This is a genomic window from Parasynechococcus sp., assembly GCF_045559935.1.
Classification (GTDB): Bacteria; Cyanobacteriota; Cyanobacteriia; order PCC-6307; family Cyanobiaceae; genus Parasynechococcus.
This window is the reverse complement of record NZ_JBJLJL010000003.1, coordinates 50,283-70,264: the sequence shown is the minus strand read 5'-3', so window position 1 is coordinate 70,264 and position 19,982 is coordinate 50,283. Positions and strand designations below refer to the sequence as shown.

At 65.2% G+C, this 19,982-nt stretch carries 21 protein-coding genes; 12 read left to right on the top strand and 9 right to left on the bottom strand.

Going from position 1 to position 19,982, the window contains the following annotated elements; genetic code table 11:
- The first annotated feature begins 20 nt into the window (after positions 1-20).
- The 4 genes from ACJ0G7_RS01655 (at position 21) to queA (ending at position 4,957) form a co-directional block, all read left to right on the top strand.
- Complete coding sequence (locus ACJ0G7_RS01655) at positions 21-1,946, top strand: AMP-binding protein (protein WP_407394917.1); 1,926 nt, start codon at positions 21-23, stop codon at positions 1,944-1,946.
- Positions 1,947-2,016: 70 nt separating this feature from the next.
- Positions 2,017-2,460, top strand: a complete 444-nt coding sequence (locus tag ACJ0G7_RS01650; protein ID WP_043692213.1) for a YlqD family protein — start codon at positions 2,017-2,019, stop codon at positions 2,458-2,460.
- Between the two features lie 56 nt (positions 2,461-2,516).
- Complete coding sequence (locus tag ACJ0G7_RS01645) at positions 2,517-3,851, top strand: dihydrolipoamide acetyltransferase family protein (protein WP_084187959.1); 1,335 nt, start codon at positions 2,517-2,519, stop codon at positions 3,849-3,851.
- Between the two features lie 5 nt (positions 3,852-3,856).
- Positions 3,857-4,957 (top strand): tRNA preQ1(34) S-adenosylmethionine ribosyltransferase-isomerase QueA, encoded by a 1,101-nt coding sequence (gene queA, locus ACJ0G7_RS01640; RefSeq protein ID WP_407394914.1) that lies wholly within the window; start codon positions 3,857-3,859, stop codon positions 4,955-4,957.
- 6 nt (positions 4,958-4,963) lie between these two features.
- Here the strand turns inward: queA and cysK are convergent, their stop codons facing one another.
- The 5 genes from cysK to psbD all read right to left on the bottom strand — a co-directional run bounded on the left by cysK (position 4,964) and on the right by psbD (position 11,229).
- Positions 4,964-5,950 (bottom strand): cysteine synthase A, encoded by a 987-nt coding sequence (gene cysK / locus ACJ0G7_RS01635; protein ID WP_043692206.1) that lies wholly within the window; start codon positions 5,948-5,950, stop codon positions 4,964-4,966.
- A 93-nt stretch (positions 5,951-6,043) separates the two neighbouring features.
- The gene (locus tag ACJ0G7_RS01630; RefSeq protein WP_407394912.1) at positions 6,044-7,498 is read right to left on the bottom strand and encodes a PLP-dependent transferase; all 1,455 of its coding nucleotides are present in this window, start codon (positions 7,496-7,498) and stop codon (positions 6,044-6,046) included.
- On the bottom strand, positions 7,495-8,664 hold the full coding sequence (locus ACJ0G7_RS01625; RefSeq protein ID WP_407394910.1) for a trans-sulfuration enzyme family protein: 1,170 nt from the start codon (positions 8,662-8,664) through the stop codon (positions 7,495-7,497). The genes ACJ0G7_RS01630 and ACJ0G7_RS01625 overlap by 4 nt, the downstream gene beginning before the upstream one ends.
- Before the next feature lie 137 nt (positions 8,665-8,801).
- Positions 8,802-10,190, bottom strand: coding sequence for a photosystem II reaction center protein CP43 (gene psbC, locus ACJ0G7_RS01620; protein ID WP_186483874.1), 1,389 nt, complete (start codon positions 10,188-10,190; stop codon positions 8,802-8,804).
- Positions 10,174-11,229 carry a photosystem II D2 protein (photosystem q(a) protein) gene (psbD, locus tag ACJ0G7_RS01615; protein WP_043692195.1) on the bottom strand — a complete coding sequence of 352 codons (1,056 nt, stop codon included), beginning with the start codon at positions 11,227-11,229 and terminating at the stop codon, positions 10,174-10,176. Before psbD ends, psbC begins: the two co-directional genes overlap by 17 nt.
- A gap of 187 nt (positions 11,230-11,416) precedes the next feature.
- Here psbD and ACJ0G7_RS01610 point away from each other — a divergent pair, with 187 nt between their 5' ends.
- Positions 11,417-11,953 carry a photosystem I assembly protein Ycf4 gene (locus tag ACJ0G7_RS01610; RefSeq protein ID WP_043696814.1) on the top strand — a complete coding sequence of 179 codons (537 nt, stop codon included), beginning with the start codon at positions 11,417-11,419 and terminating at the stop codon, positions 11,951-11,953.
- A gap of 5 nt (positions 11,954-11,958) precedes the next feature.
- Positions 11,959-12,645 (top strand): peptidylprolyl isomerase, encoded by a 687-nt coding sequence (locus tag ACJ0G7_RS01605; protein WP_043692192.1) that lies wholly within the window; start codon positions 11,959-11,961, stop codon positions 12,643-12,645.
- A 12-nt stretch (positions 12,646-12,657) separates the two neighbouring features.
- Here ACJ0G7_RS01605 and ilvN read toward each other — a convergent pair whose 3' ends face one another.
- The gene (gene ilvN / locus ACJ0G7_RS01600) at positions 12,658-13,188 is read right to left on the bottom strand and encodes an acetolactate synthase small subunit (RefSeq protein ID WP_043692189.1); all 531 of its coding nucleotides are present in this window, start codon (positions 13,186-13,188) and stop codon (positions 12,658-12,660) included.
- The gene (locus ACJ0G7_RS01595; protein WP_084188104.1) at positions 13,185-14,141 is read right to left on the bottom strand and encodes an alpha/beta fold hydrolase; all 957 of its coding nucleotides are present in this window, start codon (positions 14,139-14,141) and stop codon (positions 13,185-13,187) included. The genes ilvN and ACJ0G7_RS01595 overlap by 4 nt, the downstream gene beginning before the upstream one ends.
- 49 nt (positions 14,142-14,190) lie before the next feature.
- Between ACJ0G7_RS01595 and ACJ0G7_RS01590 the strand changes: the two genes are divergently transcribed.
- Genes ACJ0G7_RS01590 through ACJ0G7_RS01570 form a run of 5 tightly spaced genes read left to right on the top strand, consistent with a single transcriptional unit; the run spans position 14,191 to position 17,521 of the window.
- The gene (locus tag ACJ0G7_RS01590) at positions 14,191-15,312 is read left to right on the top strand and encodes a N2,N2-dimethylguanosine tRNA methyltransferase (RefSeq protein ID WP_253912821.1); all 1,122 of its coding nucleotides are present in this window, start codon (positions 14,191-14,193) and stop codon (positions 15,310-15,312) included.
- 28 nt (positions 15,313-15,340) lie between these two features.
- On the top strand, positions 15,341-15,439 hold the full coding sequence (gene petM / locus ACJ0G7_RS01585; protein WP_011130544.1) for a cytochrome b6-f complex subunit PetM: 99 nt from the start codon (positions 15,341-15,343) through the stop codon (positions 15,437-15,439).
- Between the two features lie 56 nt (positions 15,440-15,495).
- A complete protein-coding gene (locus ACJ0G7_RS01580; protein WP_407394906.1) occupies positions 15,496-16,458 on the top strand; it encodes an NAD(P)H-binding protein in 963 nt (320 codons plus the stop codon).
- A 47-nt stretch (positions 16,459-16,505) separates the two neighbouring features.
- Complete coding sequence (locus ACJ0G7_RS01575) at positions 16,506-16,721, top strand: hypothetical protein (protein WP_043692181.1); 216 nt, start codon at positions 16,506-16,508, stop codon at positions 16,719-16,721.
- Positions 16,718-17,521: a methyltransferase domain-containing protein gene (locus ACJ0G7_RS01570; protein WP_407394904.1), complete on the top strand. Its 804-nt coding sequence runs from the start codon at positions 16,718-16,720 to the stop codon at positions 17,519-17,521. Before ACJ0G7_RS01575 ends, ACJ0G7_RS01570 begins: the two co-directional genes overlap by 4 nt.
- Here ACJ0G7_RS01570 and ACJ0G7_RS01565 read toward each other — a convergent pair.
- On the bottom strand, positions 17,475-18,116 hold the full coding sequence (locus ACJ0G7_RS01565; protein WP_084187957.1) for a pseudouridine synthase: 642 nt from the start codon (positions 18,114-18,116) through the stop codon (positions 17,475-17,477). The two genes, ACJ0G7_RS01570 and ACJ0G7_RS01565, sit on opposite strands and share 47 nt — an antisense overlap.
- A gap of 190 nt (positions 18,117-18,306) precedes the next feature.
- On the opposite strand from ACJ0G7_RS01565, the gene infA reads away from it, so the two are divergent.
- A complete protein-coding gene (gene infA, locus ACJ0G7_RS01560) occupies positions 18,307-18,576 on the top strand; it encodes a translation initiation factor IF-1 (protein ID WP_006041809.1) in 270 nt (89 codons plus the stop codon).
- A 3-nt stretch (positions 18,577-18,579) separates the two neighbouring features.
- On the opposite strand, the gene trxB is transcribed toward infA, so the two are convergent.
- Positions 18,580-19,962, bottom strand: a complete 1,383-nt coding sequence (gene trxB, locus ACJ0G7_RS01555; protein ID WP_043692170.1) for a thioredoxin-disulfide reductase — start codon at positions 19,960-19,962, stop codon at positions 18,580-18,582.
- Positions 19,963-19,982: the final 20 nt, after the last annotated feature.

The window sequence follows — 19,982 nt, the reverse complement described above, 5'->3', positions numbered from 1 at the left end:
CCATCGATGGATCGCCTCCGATGACGGCCAGCTGGACCCCGACACGCCAGGAGCAGGACTCGCTACGACGCCATCAGCACGTCCTCGAGCTGCAGCGGGTTGATGCGATCTGGCCCTGGCTGGCGGATCACCACGGCACCCTGACGGCCCTGGATGCGCCCCATGTGGCTCATCCGGAACGGCTCAGCTTCGCGGAACTGGCTCAGTGCATCGCCACGGCGGCTGCTGCTTTCCGGGAGCAGGGTCTGGAAGCCGGCGAGGTGGTGGCGCTGTTCGCCGAGAACAGCCCCCGCTGGCTGGTGGCTGATCAGGGGCTGATGCGGGCCGGAGCTGCCGATGCCGTGCGGGGGGCGTCCGCTCCGGTGGAAGAGCTGCGTTACATCCTGTCGGACTGTCGGGCCACTGCCCTGGTGGTGCAGAACGCGGAGGTGTGGCGACGCCTGGCGTTGACACCGGAGCAGCGAGCCCCGCTTCGCTTCGTGCTGCAGCTGGAAGGGGAGCCTCAGGACGGGGTGATGAGCTGGGACGCCTTCCTGGCGAGCGGGCGTGGTCGCCCGTCGGTGCCATGCGACGCGGATCGTGAGCCGTCACGTCAGGCGGTGGCCACGGTGCTCTACACCTCCGGCACCACCGGCCAGCCCAAGGGGGTGCCGCTGACCCACGCCAACCTGCTGCATCAGATGCACTCTCTGGCCTGTGTGGCCTATCCGGCACCGGGCTCGCCTGTGCTCAGCGTGTTGCCGATCTGGCACGCCTATGAGCGCAGTGCCAGTTACTACTTCCTGTCCTGCGCCTGCACGCAGACCTACACCACGATCAAGCAGCTGAAGAAGGATCTGCCGCGGGTGCGGCCGATCGCCATGGCCACGGTGCCGCGTCTGTGGGAAGCGGTGCAGGCTGGGTTCGAGGATGTGCTGAAAACCTTTCCGCCGTCGCGACAGCGGCTGTTGAGAGCGGCCCTGGCCAACAGTGCGGCCCAGCGGCGTGCGATGCGGACCGCGCGCAACCTGCTGCTGGAACCGATGGCTCCGGCCGCCCGGCTGGCGGCGGCTGCGGAAGCGGGGCTGCGCTGGCCTCTGCACGCCCTTGCCTCCACGCTGATCTGGCCGAAGCTGCGGCTTCAGCTCAGCGGCGGACAGCTGCGGTACCCCATCAGCGGTGGCGGAGCCATTGCCCCTCACATCGATGCGTTCTTCGAAGCGGTGGGGATCGAGCTGCTGGTGGGGTACGGACTCACGGAGACCAGTCCGGTGGTGAGCTGCCGCCGACCGTGGCGCAACATCCGCGGCAGTGCAGGCCTGCCGATGCCGGAGACCGAGTTCCGCATCGTCGATCCGGAGTCAGGGGAGGATCTGGGACTGCGCCGCAGGGGCCGGGTGCTGGTGCGCGGTCCCCAGGTGATGGGGGGCTATCTGGGCCGGCCGGAGGCCAGCGCCAAGGTGCTCGATGCTGAGGGCTGGTTCGACACCGGTGATCTGGGACTGCTGCTCGCGGATGGTTCGCTGGCGTTGACCGGCCGCGCCAAGGACACGATCGTGCTGAGCAGCGGTGAGAACATCGAGCCCGGTCCACTGGAGGAGGCTCTGGTGGCCAGTCCGCTGATCGAGCAGGTGATGCTGGTGGGTCAGGACGAACGCCAGCTCGGAGCACTGGTGGTGCCCAGGGTGGAAGCGCTTCAGACCTGGGCCTCGGAGCAGGGGATGGCCCTGGCGGAGGATCTCGGAGGGCGCCCGGGGGATGCGCTGTTGTTGAAACGGCTGATGCAGGAGTGCAACCGGTTGCTCAAGGGACGATCCGGGTCCCGCGGGGATGAGCGCTTGGCCGGGGTGGTGCTGGTGGATCCCTTCAGCATCGAGAACGGTCTGCTCACGCAGACGCTCAAGCAGCGTCGCGATCGCATCACGGCCCGGGATGCTGCCCTGATCGAGCAGCTGTACGGCCGATGAGGGGATGATCATGGAGGTGATTGACCTGAGGCCGCACGGCTGAGACGCTTGCTGCTTCTCAAGCAGTCCCATGGCCGACGGCACCATCCTGACGATCAAGCGCCCGATCACCGTTCGTGCCGTGGTGACCCCCACCTGGAAGGAGGAAGCGGAGCGGGAGATCAGCAACGGCATCGCCAACTGCGATCAGCAGCTGGCCCAGCTGGAGCAGGAGGGTCAGCAGGTCGTGGATGAGGTGCGCCGTCAGAGCGCCAACCCGCTCGATCCCCGGGTGCAGGAGCAGGTGGCTCAGATTCAGCAGCAGGTCGCCGCCAAGCGTTCCGAGATCGAGGAGCAGAAACGCGGGTTGCTGCAGCAGCAGGCTCAGGTGCGTGAGCTCGAGCTGGAGCAGATCGTGGAGCAGGGCCAGTTGGAGAGCACCTGTGAGCTCGCCGTCGGCGACAACCTGGTGCAGAAGATGCAGGTGTCGATCGTCGTGCGGGACGGTGTCGTTCAGGCCATTGAGGAGGCCTGATCAGCAGCCATCAGCTGACTCGTAAACTCCCCTGATCTGCCCTCTCGGAGACGGTTTTGGCAACCCACGACATCTTCATGCCTGCCCTCAGCTCCACCATGACGGAGGGCAAGATCGTGGAATGGCTGAAGCAACCCGGCGACAAGGTCGGACGGGGGGAGTCGGTGCTCGTGGTCGAGTCCGACAAGGCCGACATGGATGTGGAGTCCTTTCAGGACGGCTATCTGGCCGCGGTGCTGATGCCGGCCGGCAGCACCGCGCCGGTGGGCGAGACGATCGGACTGATCGTGGAAAGCGAGGCGGAGATCGCTGATGCCAAGGCCTCGGCTCCGGCAGCCCCCGCTGCCGCTGCTCCTGCACCGACGGCCACAGCTCCTGCTCCCGCACCGACGCCTGCCCCCGCACCGGTGGCTGCGGCAGCTCCCGTGGCAGCTCCGCCTCCGGCAGCCATTCAGCCGTCTGCTCCGGTTGTCAACGACGGCCGCATCGTCGCCAGCCCCCGTGCCAAGAAGCTGGCGTCTCAAATGGGCGTGGATCTGGCCACCGTGCGCGGCAGCGGCCCCCACGGCCGGATCCAGGCAGAGGACGTGGAGAAGGCGAGCGGTCAACCGATCTCCGTTCCGAGGGTCGCCGAGGGCACAGCTCCTGCCGTCACTGGAGGCGCGTCCTCTGCTGCAGCGGCACCGGCCGCACCGGCTGGCAGCAGCTTCGGGCGACCCGGTGAGACCGTGCCCTTCAACACCCTGCAGGGGGCGGTGAACCGCAATATGGAAGCCAGCCTGGCGGTGCCCTGCTTCCGTGTCGGGTACACGATCACCACCGACAAGCTGGATGCCTTCTACAAACAGGTGAAGCCCAAGGGCGTCACCATGACCGCCCTGCTGGCCAAGGCCGTGGCCGTCACGCTGGCTCGCCATCCCCAGGTGAATGCCGCCACCACGGCGGCCGGTATGGCCTACCCCGCCGACGTGAACGTGGCCGTGGCCGTGGCCATGGAGGACGGCGGCCTGATCACGCCGGTGCTGCGCAATGCCGACCGCACCGATCTCTATGAGATGTCACGCCAGTGGGGTGATCTGGTGAAGCGCTCCCGCAGCAAGCAGCTGCAGCCGGAGGAATACAGCACCGGTACCTTCACCCTCTCCAATCTCGGCATGTTCGGTGTCGATCGCTTCGATGCGATCCTTCCTCCCGGCACCGGCGCGATCCTGGCGGTGGCGGCATCACGCCCCACCGTGGTGGCCGGCAAGGACGGTTCCATCGCCGTGAAGCGTCAGATGCAGGTGAATCTGACCGCCGATCACCGGGTGATCTACGGGGCTGACGGTGCGGCCTTCCTGAAGGATCTGGCGGAGCTGATCGAGACCCGCCCCGAGAGTCTGGCGCTCTGATCGGAGTGTCCGATCCCAGGGACCGGCAGCTCAGCAGCTACGACTATCCACTGCCGCCTGAGCGCATCGCGCAGGCCCCGGTCGAGCCACGGCACAGCGCCCGGCTGCTGATGGTGCCTCCTGCGGGCAGCGGCGTGGCGTCGACCCGGCATCGTCAGGTCTGGGATCTGCTCGAGGAACTGCAGTCCGGTGATCTGCTGGTGGTCAATGACACCCGGGTGCTCAAGGCGCGTCTGAGGGTGCGCCGCGCCGGTGGCGGACTGTCGGAACTGCTGGTGCTGGAGCCCCGCGGTCAGGGGTTGTGGCTCTGTCTGGCCCGGCCGGCCAAGCGGATGCGGGCTGGGGACGTTCTCACCATCGATGGAACTGAGATCAGGCTCACCGTGGCGGCAGAGGATGCCGCCAGCGGCGGGCGCATCGTTCAGTTTCCGGACGACTGCACCGATGCGGCGACGATCGAGACCCTGCTCAACCGGTGCGGTGAGGTGCCGCTGCCGCCCTACATCGAACGGCACGACCCCGGAGATGCCGAGCGGTATCAGACCCGCTACGCCGAGCGACCCGGAGCCGTCGCAGCCCCGACGGCGGGGCTGCATTTCAGTGATGCACTGCTGGACGCGTTGGCCCGCAAGGGAGTGGAACTGGCCCGGATCACCCTGCATGTGGGACTCGGCACGTTCCGCCCCGTGGAGACGGAGGATCTCACCACGCTCGAGCTGCACAGCGAGTGGATCGAGGTCAGTCCGGCGGTGGTGGAGACGATCCGCCACTGCTCAGGTCGGGTGATCGCCGTCGGCACCACCAGCGTGCGGGCCCTCGAGGGAGCAGCGCAGGTCCATGGCGGAGAGCTGAAGCCGTTCACCGGCCCCGTGGATCTGGTGATTCAGCCCGGCTATCGCTTCCGCGTGGTGCAGGGGCTGATCACCAACTTTCATCTGCCGAAGAGTTCGCTGCTGTTGTTGGTGAGCGCACTGATCGGCCGGGAGACGCTGCTGGGGCTCTACAGCGAAGCGATCAGCAGGAACTACCGCTTCTTTTCCTATGGCGATGCGATGTGGATCGCGCCGGAGGCGGTGCTGGATGCAGCCAGACCCCCGACGCGCTGATCGAGCTCAGACAGCAACAGGTTCCTCGATGATGCCCGTGGGCACCTCGCTGAACATCACCGAGGAGAGGTAACGCTCGGCCAGATCGGGAAGCACCACCACAATGGTTTTTCCGGCGTATTCATCCTGTTCCGCCAGGCGGATGGCTGCAGCTGCAGCGGCGCCGCAGGAGATGCCCACCAGAAGTCCCTCCTCCTCGGCCAGGCGCAGAGCCATGGCGATGGATTCGTCGTTGGTCACCTGCTCCACCTTGTCGACCACGGAGAGGTCGAGGTTCTTGGGGATGAATCCGGCGCCGATGCCCTGGATCTTGTGGGGTCCGGGCTTGACGTCCTCACCATTGAGGGTCTGGGTGATCACCGGACTGTGGCTGGGCTCCACGGCCACCGATTCGATCGCCTTGCCGGCCTCGTTCTTGATGTAGCGGGAAACGCCGGTGATGGTGCCACCGGTGCCGACGCCGGCCACGAGCACATCGATCGCTCCGTCGCAGTCGTTCCAGATCTCCGGACCGGTGGTCTTGAAGTGGATCTCAGGGTTGGCGGGATTGTCGAACTGGCCGGGCATGAAGTACTTGGCCGGGTCGGTCTCGGCGATCTCCTTGGCCTTGGCGATGGCGCCGGGCATGCCCTTGGCAGCTTCGGTGAGAACGATCTCGGCGCCGAGCACGGCCATCACCCGACGTCGTTCGATCGACATCGATTCGGGCATGGTCAGGATCAGCTTGTAGCCGCGCGCAGCAGCCGTGAAGGCCAGGGCGATGCCGGTGTTGCCGGACGTGGGCTCGACGATCACCTTGTCCTTGGTGAGGGCGCCGCTCTTCTCGGCGTCCCAGATCATGTTGGCGCCGATGCGGCACTTGACGCTGTAGGCAGGGTTCCGGCCTTCGACCTTGGCCAGCACGGTGGCCTTGCAGTTCTTGGTGACGTGGTTCAGCTTCACCAGCGGGGTGTTGCCGATGGCCTGGCTGTTGTCGTCGTAGATGCGGGACATGAAGCGTCTGTAAGGGCCCGAAAGGTCAACCTAGAAACACAACCCGCTCGGGAGCCTGGTTGTTAAGGGCTTTTTCAGGCTTCCCTCCCGCTCTCAGGCGTCCAGGGCGTCGCGGAAGCGTTCCCAGAGTTCCCCGGGGTCCTCCAGTCCCACCGAAACGCGCAGCAGGTGGGAGGGCACTCCGCACTCCGCGGCCCATCCGAGTTCGTCGTAGTGCGCCAACTGGGTGTAGGGACAGGCCAGGGTGAATGAGGTGCCCAGGCTGGGTCCCTTGCAGACCCTCAGGGCGTCGTACACCCTCGATGCCTTGGCTTCCCCCTGCTTCAGCTCAAGGGACAGCAGGCAGCCGTGGCCTCCATCCGGGCGCATCAAGGCCAGGAAATGGGGGCAGTCCTTCGGGTGCTGCACACGCGCCACCGCCGGGTGTCTCTCCAGCCGTTCCGCCAGCGCAAGGGCATTGGCATCCAGCTGCGGCACCCGCTGGTCAACGTCGCGGCTCGCCTCCTCCAGGGCGATGGCATCGCCATCCGCCAGCCGGGCAACCGGGGAGATGGCCGTCAACAGTTGATCACTCCAGGGGGAATGGGGGCTCACGAGCAGGCTGCCGGCCATCACATCGCCACGGCCGGCGAAGCTCTTGGTGAGCGAGGTGAAGATCAGATCCACATGGGGCAGGGCCCTGAGGTTGAGGCCGGTGCCGATGGTGTCGTCGGCGATCACGGGAATGCCATGGCGGTGGGCCAGCTCAGCCACGGCCGGCAGATCCACACAGCGCAGCAAGGGATTGCTGGGCAGTTCAACGATCACAGCTGCGGGATCGCGACGCTCCAGGGCATCCTTCAGCTCCTCCAGGTTGTTCCCCTGCAGCAGCTCGCCGCCGTGGAACACCACCTGCGGCTGCTTGAGCACATCCACGTAGGGGAAGCCCAGCTGCAGGGTGGGGCGATTCGGCTTGAGGCTTTGGATGGCGGAGAGCGCCGCATGCAGTCCGGCCATGCCGGCTGGGTGCAGGCTGATCCGATGGGCCTCGATGCCGTGGATGGCGGCCAACCGCTGTCGCACCGCTGTGCGGGCCGCTTCAGCCGTTGCTGGCGCCGGAGCTGATTCCCGTCCCAGCGCAACGGCGGCCTGACGGGAGGAGGCCCCCAGACCCGTGTGCTGCCAGAAGGCCTTGGCGTGGGGGCTGGTGCTGGCGTCGGTGTGCAGGGCCACAAGCGTCTCGTCACGGGTCAGCCGGGTGTGACCATCCGGTTCCTGGCGTTGGCAGTGGGCCTGGGCTGCACGGGCGGCTGCTTCTGTGGAAAACGGCCATGCGGTCAAACCATCCACGGCCATCTGGACGGACAGCTCCTGCAGCAGGGGGTGCAGCCCGAAGCGGGGATAAATCGTCTGCAGGGCCTTGCGACAGGCGGGATCCTTCTCCTCGTAGGCGATCACGTCCTGCCAGCGCGGCAGTGTCATCGAGACGGCATGGGTCGCGTCGGGGAGCGGTTGCCCCAGATCCTTTCCCTGCCAGCAGGGATCGTGCAGCAGATCGCGGGGACTCACACCAGCTGCTCCAGGGCCTGCTGCAGATCCGTCTGCAGATCCACCAGGTCCTCGCAGCCAACGGAGAAGCGCACCAGCCCGTCGTCGATGCCCAGCCTGGTCTTCACCTCTGAAGAGACAGCGGCGTGGGTCATGGTGGCCGGATGGCAGATCAGGCTCTCGATGCCTCCCAGGCTCTCGGCCATGGTGAACCAGCGCAGCCGTTTGCACAGGGCGTAGGTCTGCTCCTGGCTGGCGTCGAAGCTCACCGTCACGATGGCGCCTCCGGCGGCCATCTGCCGGCTGGCAACCGCATGCTGAGGGTGATCCGCTCGGTGGGGGTAGCGCACCCAGTTCACCCTGGGGTGCTCCGCCAGCTGGTCGGCAAGAGCGGCAGCGTTGGCCATCTGCTGCCGCAGCCGCAGCGGCAGGGTCTTGATGCCCCGGGTGATCAGCCAGCAGTCGAACGGCGAGGGCTGCAGACCCAGCGCCTTCTGGGAGAACACCATTTTCTGGTGCCAGTCGGGGTCGTTGGTGCAGACGGCTCCGCCCAGAGCATCGGAGTGACCGTTGATGTATTTGGTGGTGCTGGTGAGTGACAGGGTGGCTCCCAGCTCAAGCGGTCGCTGCACCAGGGCCGTGGCAAAGGTGTTGTCCACCAGCACGGGGATACCGAGGGACTGGGCCACGGCGCAGACCTCCTGGAGGTCGATCACCTTGAGCAGGGGGTTGGTGGGACTCTCCAGCCAGACCATCGCAGGCTTGTGGGATCGGATCTCCTGCAGGGCCTCCGGGCGGGTGAAATCCACCCAGGCGGTGCGCAGGCCGAACTTGGCGAACACCTGCTCGAACAGACGCACGGTGCAGCCGTAGAGGTTCTCTTCGCACAGCACCAGATCTCCCTGCTTCAACTGGGAGACCACGGCGGTGATGGCGCTGACGCCGGAGGCGAACACGGTGGCATGGCTGCAGCCCTCCACCGAGGCGAGCACAGCGTCGAGGATGCGGAAATTGGGGTTGCCGGAACGGGTGTAGTCGAAGCCGGCGGAATTGCCGTGGGCAAAGGTGGAGGTTGGAAAGATCGGAGGCATCACGGTGCCGGTGTCCCCAGCGAAGCTGTCGCCGTGATGGATCACCCGGGTGTTCAGACCTTCGTTGCCGCCTTCCTTCAATGCCACTGAAGCCACAGTGACAGGCTAAGAAATCAAGGTCAGCACGATTTCGTGAGTAAATGCACTCGAAATCTTCACGATTTCGTGCCAATAGAAAGCCCTCGCCGTTGGGCGAGGGCTGATGGACGATCGCAGGCTGAACCGTTGAAGGATCAGTCGAGGTCGGGCATGCCCAGCACAGGCTCAGCCTCACGGCTGATGCCTTTCTCGAAGCCAGCAGCAGCAGCGCGAGCGCGGCCGGCGTGCCAGAGGTGACCGATCAGGAAGAAGAAGGCGAGCACGAACTGCGCTGCACCCAGCCACTGGCGAAGGTTCACGTAGTTCACCGAGTTGGGCTCGGTGATGATGCCGCCCACGGAGTTGAGAGACGCGTTGGGAGCGTGGGTCATGTATTCAGCGGCGCGGCGAACCTGCCAGGGCTGAATATCGTTCTGCAGCTTGTCGAGGCTGAGACCGTTGGGACCGCGCAGAGGCTCCAGCCAGGGACCGCGGAAATCCCAGAAGCGCATGGTTTCTCCTCCGAAGATGATCTCACCAGTTGGGGAGCGCATCAGGTACTTACCAAGACCGGTGGGGCCCATGGCCGAACCGATGTTGGCGCCGAGGCGTTGGTCACGCACCAGGAAGGTGAAACTCTGAGCCTGGGAGGCCTCAGCGTTGGTGGGTCCCCAGAACTCGGAGGGGTAGGCGGTGTTGTTGAACCAGATGTAGGCAGAGCAGATGAAGCTCATGAAGCTCAGGGCTCCAAGGCTGTAGCTCAGGTAGGCCTCACCGTTCCAGATGAAGGCGCGACGCACCCAGCCGAAGGGCTTGGTGATCACGTGCCAGATGCCTCCGAAGATGCAGGTCAGGCCGAGCCAGATGTGGCCACCGATGATGTCCTCCATCGAGTTCACACCGATGATCCAGCCCTCGCCACCGAAGGGGGCGCGGAACAGGTAACCGAAGATCACGCCCGGATCGAGAGTCGGGTTGGTGATCAGGCGGACATCTCCGCCGCCGGGGGCCCAGGTGTCGTAGACGCCGCCGAAGAACATGGCCTTGAAGACCAGCAGCAGGCAGCCGACGCCCAGCAGGATCAGGTGATAACCAATGATGTTGGTCATCTGGTTCTTGTCGCGCCAGTCCTGAGAGAAGAAGGAGGAGTAGTTCTCCAGGATCTCCGGACCGCGCAGGGCGTGGTACAGACCGCCGAGGCCGAGCACGGCGGAGCTGATCAGGTGCAGAACACCGACCACGAAGAAGGGGAAGAGATCAGTGACCTCACCGCCGGGACCCACGCCGTAGCCAAGAGTGGCGACGTGGGGCATGCAGAGGAAGCCCTGCTCATACATGGGCTTGTCGTAGGTGAAGTGGCTCACCTCGAACAGCATCATGGCGCCGGCCCAGAACACCATCAGACCGGCATGGGCCACATGGGCACCAAGCAGACGGCCTGAAAGGTTGATCAGACGGGCGTTACCGGACCACCAGGCGTAGCCGGTGGAGTCGAGATCTTTGCCGCCAGTGGCGCCAAGACCGGGATTAGAGAGCGTTACCACGGGGCAGAACCTCTTCAGGGAAGACGAAGTTTTCGTGCGGCTGGTCAGCCGGTGCCATCCAGGCACGCAGACCTTCATTCAGAAGGATGTTCTTGGTGTAGAAGGTCTCGAATTCGGGATCTTCTGCAGCGCGGATCTCCTGCGACACGAAGTCGTAGGCGCGCAGGTTGAGGGCGAGGCCGATGATGCCGATGGAGCTGGTCCACAGGCCCATCACAGGCACGAACAACATGAAGAAGTGCAGCCAGCGCTTGTTGGAGAAGGCGATCCCGAAGATCTGACTCCAGAAGCGGTTGGCCGTGACCATGGAATAGGTCTCTTCTTCCTGAGTGGGCTCGAACGCCTTGAAGGTGTTGGCCTGCTCGCCGTCCTCAAACAGGGTGTTTTCCACGGTGGCGCCATGGATGGCGCACAGCAGTGCGCCGCCGAGGATGCCGGCCACGCCCATCATGTGGAAAGGATTCAGGGTCCAGTTGTGGAAGCCCTGAAGGAAGAGGAGGAAGCGGAAGATCGCCGCCACGCCGAAGCTTGGCGCGAAGAACCAGCTGCTCTGGCCGAGGGGGTACATCAGGAAGACACTGACGAACACCGCGATCGGACCGGAGAAGGCGATGGCGTTGTAGGGGCGGATGCCCACCAGACGGGCGATCTCGAACTGACGCAGCATGAAGCCGATCAGCGCGAAGGCACCGTGCAGGGCCACGAAGGCCCAGAGGCCGCCGAGCTGACACCAGCGAACGAAGTCGCCCTGGGCCTCAGGGCCCCAGAGCAGCAGCAGGCTGTGACCCATCGCATCAGCGGGGGTGGAGACAGCTGCGGTGAGGAAGTTGCAGCCTTCCAGGTACGAGGAGGCGATGCCGTGGGTGTACCAGGAGGTGACGAAGGTGGTGCCTGTCAGCCAGCCACCGATGGCCATGTAGGCCGTTGGGAAGAGGAGAATGCCGGACCAGCCGACAAAAACGAAGCGGTCGCGCTTGAGCCAGTCATCGAGGATGTCAAACCATCCCCGCTGAGGCGCGCGTCCTACAGCGATCGTCATGGAGGAAACGGAGCGGAAGAGCCGCAGGCTGTGGGATACCGGGCGACCTTAACAATCCTGAAGCGGAGCGCGGGGCCTGTTTGCTTCAGCTGAAATCCCTTGTATCGCTTTGTTTCTTTGGGATTTCTTCCTGTTTGGCCGCGGCGGCCTGCCGGAGGTCACAATGACGCTTCCCTCAGGGTCGGCCATGTCCACCGATGTGCTCGAGCAATCCGTGCTCGGCTCCCGGCGCATTTCCAACTTTCTCGTCGCCGCCGCCGTCAGCATCGGTGGCATCGGTTTCCTGCTGGCATCTCTCTCCAGCTATCTGGGCCGAGATCTGCTGCCGATCGGCCATCCGGCGGCGTTGATCTTCGTGCCTCAGGGTGTGGTGATGGGTCTCTACAGCATCGCGGCCGCCCTGCTCGCCACCTACCTCTGGTATGTGATCGCTGTGGATGTCGGCTCCGGCAGCAACCGCTTCGATCGGAAGGCCGGGTTGGTGACCATCAGCCGCCGAGGCTTCCGCAAGCCGATCAGCGTTGAGATCCCGATGCGGGATGTGAAGGCGGTGAAGGTGGAGGTGAGGGATGGTTTCAATGCCCGCCGCCGGGTGTCCCTGCGCATTCAGGGACGTCGCGACATGCCTCTGACCCGTGTCGGAGAGCCACTCCCTCTTGCCCAGCTCGAGCAGGACGGTGCCGAGCTGGCCCGTTTTCTCGGCGTCAACCTCGAAGGTCTTTGAATCACATGCGTGCGCTGACCCGTTCCCTTCTCTGGTGTCTGCTGCTGCTGCTGACCCCTCTGGTCGTCAGTTGCAGTCCGTCCCCGACGGCTGCGGTGGCACAGGGCTGCGCCGAGGCAGATTCCGCCTGTCTGCAGGGCAAGGCCACCGTTCTGATGAGCACCAGCCGCGGCGACATCACCATCGAGGTGGATGGGGATGCGGCTCCTCTGACGGCGGGCAATTTCGTTGATCTGGTGCGTCGCGGTACCTACAACGGAACCCTGTTTCACCGGGTTGTGCGCGAGCCGGTGCCCTTTGTCGTGCAGGGTGGTGACCCCCAGTCCAGCGACCGCTCTGTTCCTCTGAGCCAGCTCGGAACCGGCAGTTTCGTGGATCCAGCCACCGGTCAGGCCCGTCTGATCCCGCTGGAGATCAGCTTCGAGGGTGAGGACGGCCCCCGTTACGGGCGTGTCAGCACCAATCCGAGCGAGCTGAACAAACTGGCCCTCCGGCACGATCGCGGCGCTGTGGCCATGGCCCGTTCCCAGGCTCCCAATTCGGCCAGCGCCCAGTTCTACATCGCGCTCAAGCCACTGCCGGAACTCGATGGTCGTTATGCCGTCTTCGGCCGGGTGAGTGAGGGGCTGGAGGTGGTGGACGCCATCCGTCAGGGGGACCGCATCACCAAAGCCACCCTGGCTCCCTCCTGATCGCCTCTGCGCTCAGGCAGGAACTCTGCTGTCGCTTGGCGACACCTTGAGCAGCTCGGTGTTCACACCCGAGGCCCGTTCCAGGGCCACCTTGCCGGTGCGGGCGATCTCGAGAATGCCGAAGGCCGTCATCAGTCGCTCCAGAGCCACCAGCTTTCCAGGGTCCCCGACCACCTCCAGCGTCAGAGCTTCGTCGGCCACATCCACCACCTTGGCCCGGAACACCTGCACCAGGTCGAACACGGCGCTGCGCGTCTCCGGGGGGGCGGCCACCTTCAGCAGCATCAGTTCCCGCTCCACGGCAGGTCTCTGGGTGAGATCGAGCACCTGCAGCACATTCACCAGCTTGTCCAGCTGCTTGGTCATCTGCTGCAGGGTCTGGTCATCTCCCTCCACCACCATCGTCAGGCGTGACTGCCCACCGCTTTCGGCCGGGCCGACAGCCAGGCTGTCGATGTTGAAGCCGCGTCGGGCGAACAGGCCCGAGATCCGGCTGAGAGCGCCGGATTCATCTTCCACCAGCACGGAAAGGGTGTGCTTCATCTCCGCTGTTTGTCCCCTGCCGGGCTGCTTTCATCCAAACTACGGTCCAGCCAGGGCAGCACTGCCTGAAGAAAGGCGTCCGGCGTTTCGTCATGCGGGCAGTGCCCGGTCTGATCGATCACCTGCAGCGACAGCCAGGGGTGCCGTTCGGCGGTTGTCCGGCCGATCGCGAGCGGAACGAAGCGGTCCTGCCGCCCCCAGACCAGCAGCAGCGGCAGTCGGCCGTTGAGTTGTCCGAGCAGGGCCGGTGCGGTGGCTCCCCTCGGCCTCAGCGCCATGCCGATGCTCATCGCCCGCAGTGATCGTGCGGCGGTGGCTCGACGGGCCGGGGCGGCGATGAGTTGAAGAAGTTCGCGGTCGTTGGCAACCGAACGGCGATAGGCCCCTTGCAGTCCGGCCCGCAGCAGCGGGGTGCGGCTGATCAACGGCACGATCAGCTCCAGAGGCAGCAGCCGCAGCAGGCCCACCACCAGAAGACGCTGCAGACGCCGGGAGGCAGGTGGCCGCCGGCGCGGCACCGGTTGCATCAGGGCAGGATCCGGCAGTGGCGCGGCCACCACCGCTGTCACCAGTTCAGGCTTCAGCAGCGCTGCGGTCAGAGCGGTCAGCCCCCCGAGTGAGTTGCCCATCAGCACGCAGGGACGCTGGACGACCTCCTGCATGAAGCCGATCACCTGACGTCCCCACAGTCGGTTGTCCACGGGGCGGGAGGAGTGATAGCCGGGTTGTGATGACGCTCCGAAGCCGATCAGGTCCAGCGCGTAGACCCGATAGCCGCGGGTGGCCAGCAGGGGGGCACAGCGACGCCAGTGCGCACTGCTGGCTCCGAAACCGTGGAGCAGCAGCACGGCCGGACCGTGCTCAGGGCCGAGGCAACGCCAGTGGCAACCATGGCCCTGCCAGAACCAGCGGCCATGCTCTCCCCAGTGGGCACTCTGGAGAGCAGAGGTCATCACGGCTCTGGAGAGTTCTTCTGCTCACTATTGCGAAGGGCGGGCCCGGTTGTCGCTCGGCGACGGATTCTTCCGGGCGCAATCGCGACCGGCCCGGGACATCTCGGTGCTGCTGGCCCGGTCTCTGGCCCGGCGTCCCCGTGGAGAAGGAGGCCAGCGCTGGCTGGATCTGATGGCAGGCTGCGGCATCCGGGCTCTGCGCTGGGGGCTCGAAGCGCTTCCGGAGGTCGGTTCCGGGGTGGAGCTGTGGGTCAACGACGCCGACCCAGACCGTCTGCCGTTGCTGAAGACCAACCTCGCACCGCTGGCTTCACGGGTTCAGGTTCTGAAGCTCAGCGCGATGCCTGCCGAGGTGCTGCTGGCGCGTGCCTTCGCGGAGAAGCGCTTCTTCGATCTGATCGACCTGGATGCCTTCGGCAGCCCCTCGGCCCTGATCCAGCCCGTGCTGCAGGTGTTGGCGTTCGACGGTGTGCTCCTGCTGGCCAGCACCGACGGCCGTTCCCCCACCGGCCATGACCGTCCGGGAGCCATCCGCAGTTTCGGCGCCGCAGCCCGGGCCCATCCAGCCAGCTGGGAGCTGGCGCTGCGGCTGCAGCTGGGTCTGCTGGCCCGGCAGGCCTGGATGCTGGGGCGGGGGGTGCAGCCCTTGCTCGCCTTCAGCGAAGGCCGCACGTTCCGCCTGGCGGTGAGGCTTGCGCGGCGCCCGACCGCTGCGGAGGAGGAGCACCTCGGACTGGTCGCCCGCTGTGAGCGCTGCGGCGATCAGCAGCTGCAGCCGCTGCTGCGGTTGCAGGGCTGGCCCCGCTGTCACTGTCCGGACGGGGCCGGTCGCTGGGCGATCAGCGGACCTCTCTGGCTTGGAGCGCTGCAGGATCCATCAGCGCTCCAAGCGCTGATGGATCCCAGGGAGGACCTGGAGACCAGGACCCAACGCCTGATCCAGCGCCTTCAGGCTGATCCCGGTGTCCCTGCCCGCGTCTGGCCCACGGATGAACTGTCCCGGCGGCTCGGCATGGATGGTCCTCCAGGGGTTGCTGATCTGGTGGAGACGCTCAGGCGTGCGGGGCATCAGGCCTGGCCGAGTGCCGTCATGGCTGGTCAGGTGCGGACCGATGCCGATCTTCCCGAGCTGTTACAGCTCTGTGCCGGGCTTCGCTCGGAAGGTCCTTAAATGGGTCGGTGAACATTGAGCCCTGACCATGGCTTCTGAGATCTTCGGTATTGCAGCCGTTTTCTGGGTTCTGATCCCGGTCGGTCTGGCCGGTGGTGCCCTGCTTCTCAAGCTTCAGGGCGACTGAGCCGCGACAGGTTCCATCCCGGGACCATTAAGCTCCCACCTTGAATGTTGGGCCCCATGCAGGTTCTTGTGGTGGGTGGCACGGGCACCCTGGGGCGGCAGATCGCTCGGAACGCTCTTGATGCCGGTCACCAGGTCCGCTGCATGGTGCGAGCGCCGCGCAAGGCGTCCTTTCTGCAGGAATGGGGCTGCGAGCTCACCCGCGGCGATCTGCTGGAGCCCGACAGCCTCGACTACGCCCTGGATGGCGTGGATGCCGTCATCGACGCCGCCACCAGCCGGCCCACCGATCCACAGAGCGTTTACGTCACCGACTGGGACGGGAAGCTGAATCTGCTGAGGGCCTGTGAACGGGCAGGTGTCTCCCGCTTCGTTTTCGTGTCGCTGCTCGGTGCTCACCGTCACCGCGATGTTCCTCTGATGGACATCAAGGCCTGCACGGAGAACCTGCTCGAATCGTCCGATCTCGACTACACGATCCTGCAGGGCGCTGCCTTCATGCAGGGCGTCATCAGCCAGTTCGCCATTCCGGTTCTGGAGAGTCAGACGGTCTGGGTGAGTGGCACCCCAACGGCCATCGCCTACATGAACACCCAGGACATGGCGCGTTTCGCCGTGTCGGCCCTGGGGCGTCCGGAAACCATCCGTGGCAGTTACCCGGTCGTCGGCCCCAAGGCATGGAACACCGGTGAGCTGGTGCAGCTCTGCGAGCGCTACAGCGGCAAGACGGCCCGGGTGTTCCGGGTTCAACCGTTGCTGATCCGTTTGATGCAGGGCGTCGCGTCGTTCTTCGAGCCTGCGGTGAATGTTGCGGAACGTCTGGCCTTCGCGGAGGTGACCGGAGGGGGGCAGGAACTCAACGCACCCATGGACACCTGCTATGCGGCTTTCGGGCTCGATCCCGAGCAGACCACGTCGATGGAGGCCTACATCCGTGAGTACTACGACACGATCCTGAAGCGGCTGAGGGAGATGGAGGCGGATCTGGACAAGGACGCGAAGAAAAAGCTGCCGTTCTGACCAAGTCGATGGTTCCTTTGTACTATTGATCGAGTCCCTGTTTTTCCATGTCCGTCGCCCAGCTCAAGAATCTGCAGCGGCGACTGCTGCTGCTCTCCGATGAGGCGGAGCAGGGTCTCAACCGTGCCTGCGGGCATGAGCTCTGGAAATCCCTCGGGCCTGACGCCATCGATGGTCTGGAGGATCCCGCCCGCCGTGCTGAAGCGAACTACTGGTATGGGCAGTGGAACGTGGTTCGGGAACTGCAGGAGGCGATCGGATGATCGATGACCCCGGCTGCTGTGGCTCTGCTCCACTGGATCAGACCAGGGCGGTGGAGGATCGCTACGGCGCTGCTGCCCAGGAGTTGGAGACCTGTCTCTGCACACCGGTCGGCTTTGACGCCGAGCTGCTGAAGGTCATCCCTGAGGAGGTGGTTGAGCGGGACTACGGCTGCGGCGATCCCACCCGCTGGGTTCGCAGCGGTGACAGGGTTCTTGACCTCGGCAGCGGCAGTGGCAAGAACGCCTTCATCTGTTCCCAGGTCGTCGGTGCTGATGGATGGGTGACGGGTGTGGACCGGAACGCCAGCATGCTGGCCCTGTCGAGGGAGGCGGCCGCACGGGTTGCTGAGGCAATCGGCTACGCCAACGTCCGGTTCCTGGACGGGGCGATCGAGGCGCTGGATGCCCCCGGATCGGATGGGGCGCCGCTTGTTGCGGATGCCAGCGTTGATGTGGTTCTGAGCAACTGTGTTCTGAATCTGGTGAATCCCTCCGCCCGGGATCGGTTGCTCGGCAACATTCAGCGTGTTCTGGCACCCGGGGGCCGGGTCGCCATCAGTGACATCGTCTGTGATCGTCCTGTGCCCCGGCATCTTCAGGAGGATCCGGAGCTGTGGAGTGGCTGCATCAGCGGCGCCTGGCAGGAAGAGGCTTTTTTGGAGGCCTTCCGGCAACGCGGGTTTCAGGATGTGCGCTACGCCGATCGCAGCCTTGATCCCTGGCGGGAGCTGGAAGGGATTGCGTTTCGCGCCGTCACCCTGGTGGCGACCCATCCCTCGGCCGGCCGCGCCTGTTGCTGATCAGGCGCGTCAACCGCTTCTGCTCCTCCGCTGTTGTCGGCCGCCAGCAGCCCTGAGCCAGTCCCTCAAGGTTCAGGCGCGGGCCTCCATCCATCAGGTCGATGCTGCTGCGGACCAGCCGCAGTGTCGGCAGCCCCACTGCGGCGGTCATCCGGCGCACCTGGCGGTTGCGTCCCTCCCGCAGGGAGAGCTCGATCCAGCTGGTGGGAATGGAGGCTCGCCAGCGCACCGGTGGCGTTCGCTCCTGCAGGGCGGGGATGGCATCTCCCTGGAGCCAACGCGCCTTTGCGGGCCGGGTCAGCTTCTCCTGGATCACCACGCCGTCACGGAGCTGCTGCAATCGCTGCTCATCAGGCACCCCTTCCACCTGAACCCAGTAGGTCCGCCAATGTCCGAAACGCGGATCGGTCAGCTGCTGCTGGAGGCGCCCGTTGCTGGTGAGCAGCAGCAGTCCCTCACTGTCTGCGTCCAGGCGACCTGCGGCATACACATCAGGAACGTCCACAAACTCAGCCAGGCATCCCCAGCGGCTGCCGGATTCACGGGTGAACTGGCTGAGCACGCCGTAGGGCTTGTGCAGCAGCAGGGTGGTCAACCGGCGTTCTCGCGTGCTCTCCACAGGTTCACGACACCGATCGAGATCAGCAGCAGCCCGAGATCCATCGTCAGGGGAGGAAGAATCATGGCTGCACACTCAACGGTGGGGCACCCTAAAGGGCTTTCCTTACGGACGGGCCTGCGACCCACCCTCGTAAAGTGGTTTGAGGCAAACCGTTTAAGGGCGAATGATTGAAACCTCGGGAGTGATCGAGAAGGAACAGGGAAACGGGTTCTATCTGGTCACGCTCGAGCAGCCTGCCGGTCACCAGTGCCTTTGCCGAGCAGCAGGCAAGCTCACGAAGTTCAGGATCAAACTGCTCGCCGGTGACAAGGTGCTGGTGGAGATCAGCCCCTACGACCTCACCCGCGGTCGGATCACGTACCGCGAGCGGAACGCTGGAGCCCCCGGCGGGCGCCCGGGTGGCAACCGTCCCGGTGGGCCCCGCCGCCGCTGATCTTCAGGCTGGTTCCAGCAGCGCTTCGATCGCCGATTTGAACGTGCTGCGCTGTTTGACACCGCGCCACTGTTCCACCATCGATTTCCGGTGGAAGAGCTGGACTGTCGGGGTTCCGTTCACGCCGGCCTGTTCAGCAATGTCCTGATCGGCCTCGATGTCGATCACCACGGCCTGGGCCCGGCCTTCCAACTCGGTGATCACCCGCTTCAACTGCGGTTTGAGCACGTGGCAGGGCCCGCACGAGGGTGAGGTGTAGATCACAAGCAGCGGGCGGCTGCTGTCGTGATACAGCTTGCGCAGGGCATAGCTGCCTTTCTGCCAGGGAGCATCCGGGGCATAGGTCTCCTCGGTCGTGACGGCCACATTCACCGGCATCTCCGCCTTCGCGGGGTCAACCGAGCGTCTCTGCACCCGTTGCGCCAGATCGTGATGGGTCAGCCAGCGCTCAGCGGCCAGGGCCGCCTTGCAACCGCTGCCGGCTGCTGTGATCCCCTGCCGCCATTCGGCATCGGCGACATCTCCGGCAGCGAAGACACCTTCGATGGAGGTTTCCGGTCGGCCTGGCTCGGTGATCACATACCCCTTGGCATCCAGAGACAGCTGCTCCTTCAGCAGATCCGTGTTCGGTGTGTGGCCGATCGCATAGAACAGGCCCTTGGCAGCAAGGCTGGCCTGATCTCCGGTGGAACGGTCGCGCAGGGTCAGGCTCTCCATCCAGCCGTTGCCGCTCACGTCCACCACTTCGCTGTTCCAGTGAAGGGTGATGGCGGGGTTGGCCCGAACCCGGTCGGCCATGGCGGCGCTGGCCCTGAGTTGCTCGGAGCGCACGATCTGGTGAACGTGACTGCCGTATTTGGTGAGATAAACCGCTTCTTCGCAGGCGGAGTCGCCTCCTCCCACCACGGCCAGTTCAGCGTTGCGGAACTGAGGAGTCGCTCCGTCGCAGATGGCGCATGCACTGATGCCGCTGCTCCAGAAGCGCTCCTCTGAGGGCAGGCCGAGTCGGTTCGCGCTTGCACCCGTGGCGATCACCAGGGCATGGGTCAGCAGAGTGCGTCCATCCGCCTTGATCCGGAAGGGCCGCTGACTGAGATCGATCTCATCGGCATCCGCTTCCAGCAGGTGTGTTCCCCAGCGCACGGCCTGGGCACGCATCAGATCCATCAGGTCCGGGCCCAGGACTCCGTCGGGAAAACCAGGGAAATTCTCGACATCGGTGGTGGTCATCAACTGACCGCCAGGAATACCGCCGCGTTGGAAGCCTGTGATCAGCAGCGGTTGCAGGTTGGCCCTGGCCGCGTAGATCGCTGCGGTGTAGCCGGCCGGGCCCGAACCGACAATCACGAGATTCTCGACAGTCTCCGAGGCGCTGCCGGCTGCCATGGCCTTATACGGAATGAATA

What these genes read in the sequence shown, in the direction of transcription:
- ACJ0G7_RS01575 (WP_043692181.1), top strand. Translation starts at nt 16,506, where the DNA reads ATGTCCGTCGCCCAGCTCAAGAATCTGCAGCGGCGACTGCTGCTGCTC.
- infA (WP_006041809.1), top strand. Translation starts at nt 18,307, where the DNA reads ATGATTGAAACCTCGGGAGTGATCGAGAAGGAACAGGGAAACGGGTTC.
- trxB (WP_043692170.1), bottom strand. Translation starts at nt 19,962, where the DNA reads ATGGCAGCCGGCAGCGCCTCGGAGACTGTCGAGAATCTCGTGATTGTC.
- ACJ0G7_RS01605 (WP_043692192.1), top strand. Translation starts at nt 11,959, where the DNA reads ATGCGTGCGCTGACCCGTTCCCTTCTCTGGTGTCTGCTGCTGCTGCTG.
- petM (WP_011130544.1), top strand. Translation starts at nt 15,341, where the DNA reads ATGGCTTCTGAGATCTTCGGTATTGCAGCCGTTTTCTGGGTTCTGATC.
- ACJ0G7_RS01610 (WP_043696814.1), top strand. Translation starts at nt 11,417, where the DNA reads ATGTCCACCGATGTGCTCGAGCAATCCGTGCTCGGCTCCCGGCGCATT.
- ACJ0G7_RS01655 (WP_407394917.1), top strand. Translation starts at nt 21, where the DNA reads ATGACGGCCAGCTGGACCCCGACACGCCAGGAGCAGGACTCGCTACGA.
- cysK (WP_043692206.1), bottom strand. Translation starts at nt 5,950, where the DNA reads ATGTCCCGCATCTACGACGACAACAGCCAGGCCATCGGCAACACCCCG.
- psbD (WP_043692195.1), bottom strand. Translation starts at nt 11,229, where the DNA reads ATGACGATCGCTGTAGGACGCGCGCCTCAGCGGGGATGGTTTGACATC.
- ACJ0G7_RS01570 (WP_407394904.1), top strand. Translation starts at nt 16,718, where the DNA reads ATGATCGATGACCCCGGCTGCTGTGGCTCTGCTCCACTGGATCAGACC.
- ACJ0G7_RS01595 (WP_084188104.1), bottom strand. Translation starts at nt 14,141, where the DNA reads ATGACCTCTGCTCTCCAGAGTGCCCACTGGGGAGAGCATGGCCGCTGG.
- ACJ0G7_RS01650 (WP_043692213.1), top strand. Translation starts at nt 2,017, where the DNA reads ATGGCCGACGGCACCATCCTGACGATCAAGCGCCCGATCACCGTTCGT.
- ilvN (WP_043692189.1), bottom strand. Translation starts at nt 13,188, where the DNA reads ATGAAGCACACCCTTTCCGTGCTGGTGGAAGATGAATCCGGCGCTCTC.
- ACJ0G7_RS01580 (WP_407394906.1), top strand. Translation starts at nt 15,496, where the DNA reads ATGCAGGTTCTTGTGGTGGGTGGCACGGGCACCCTGGGGCGGCAGATC.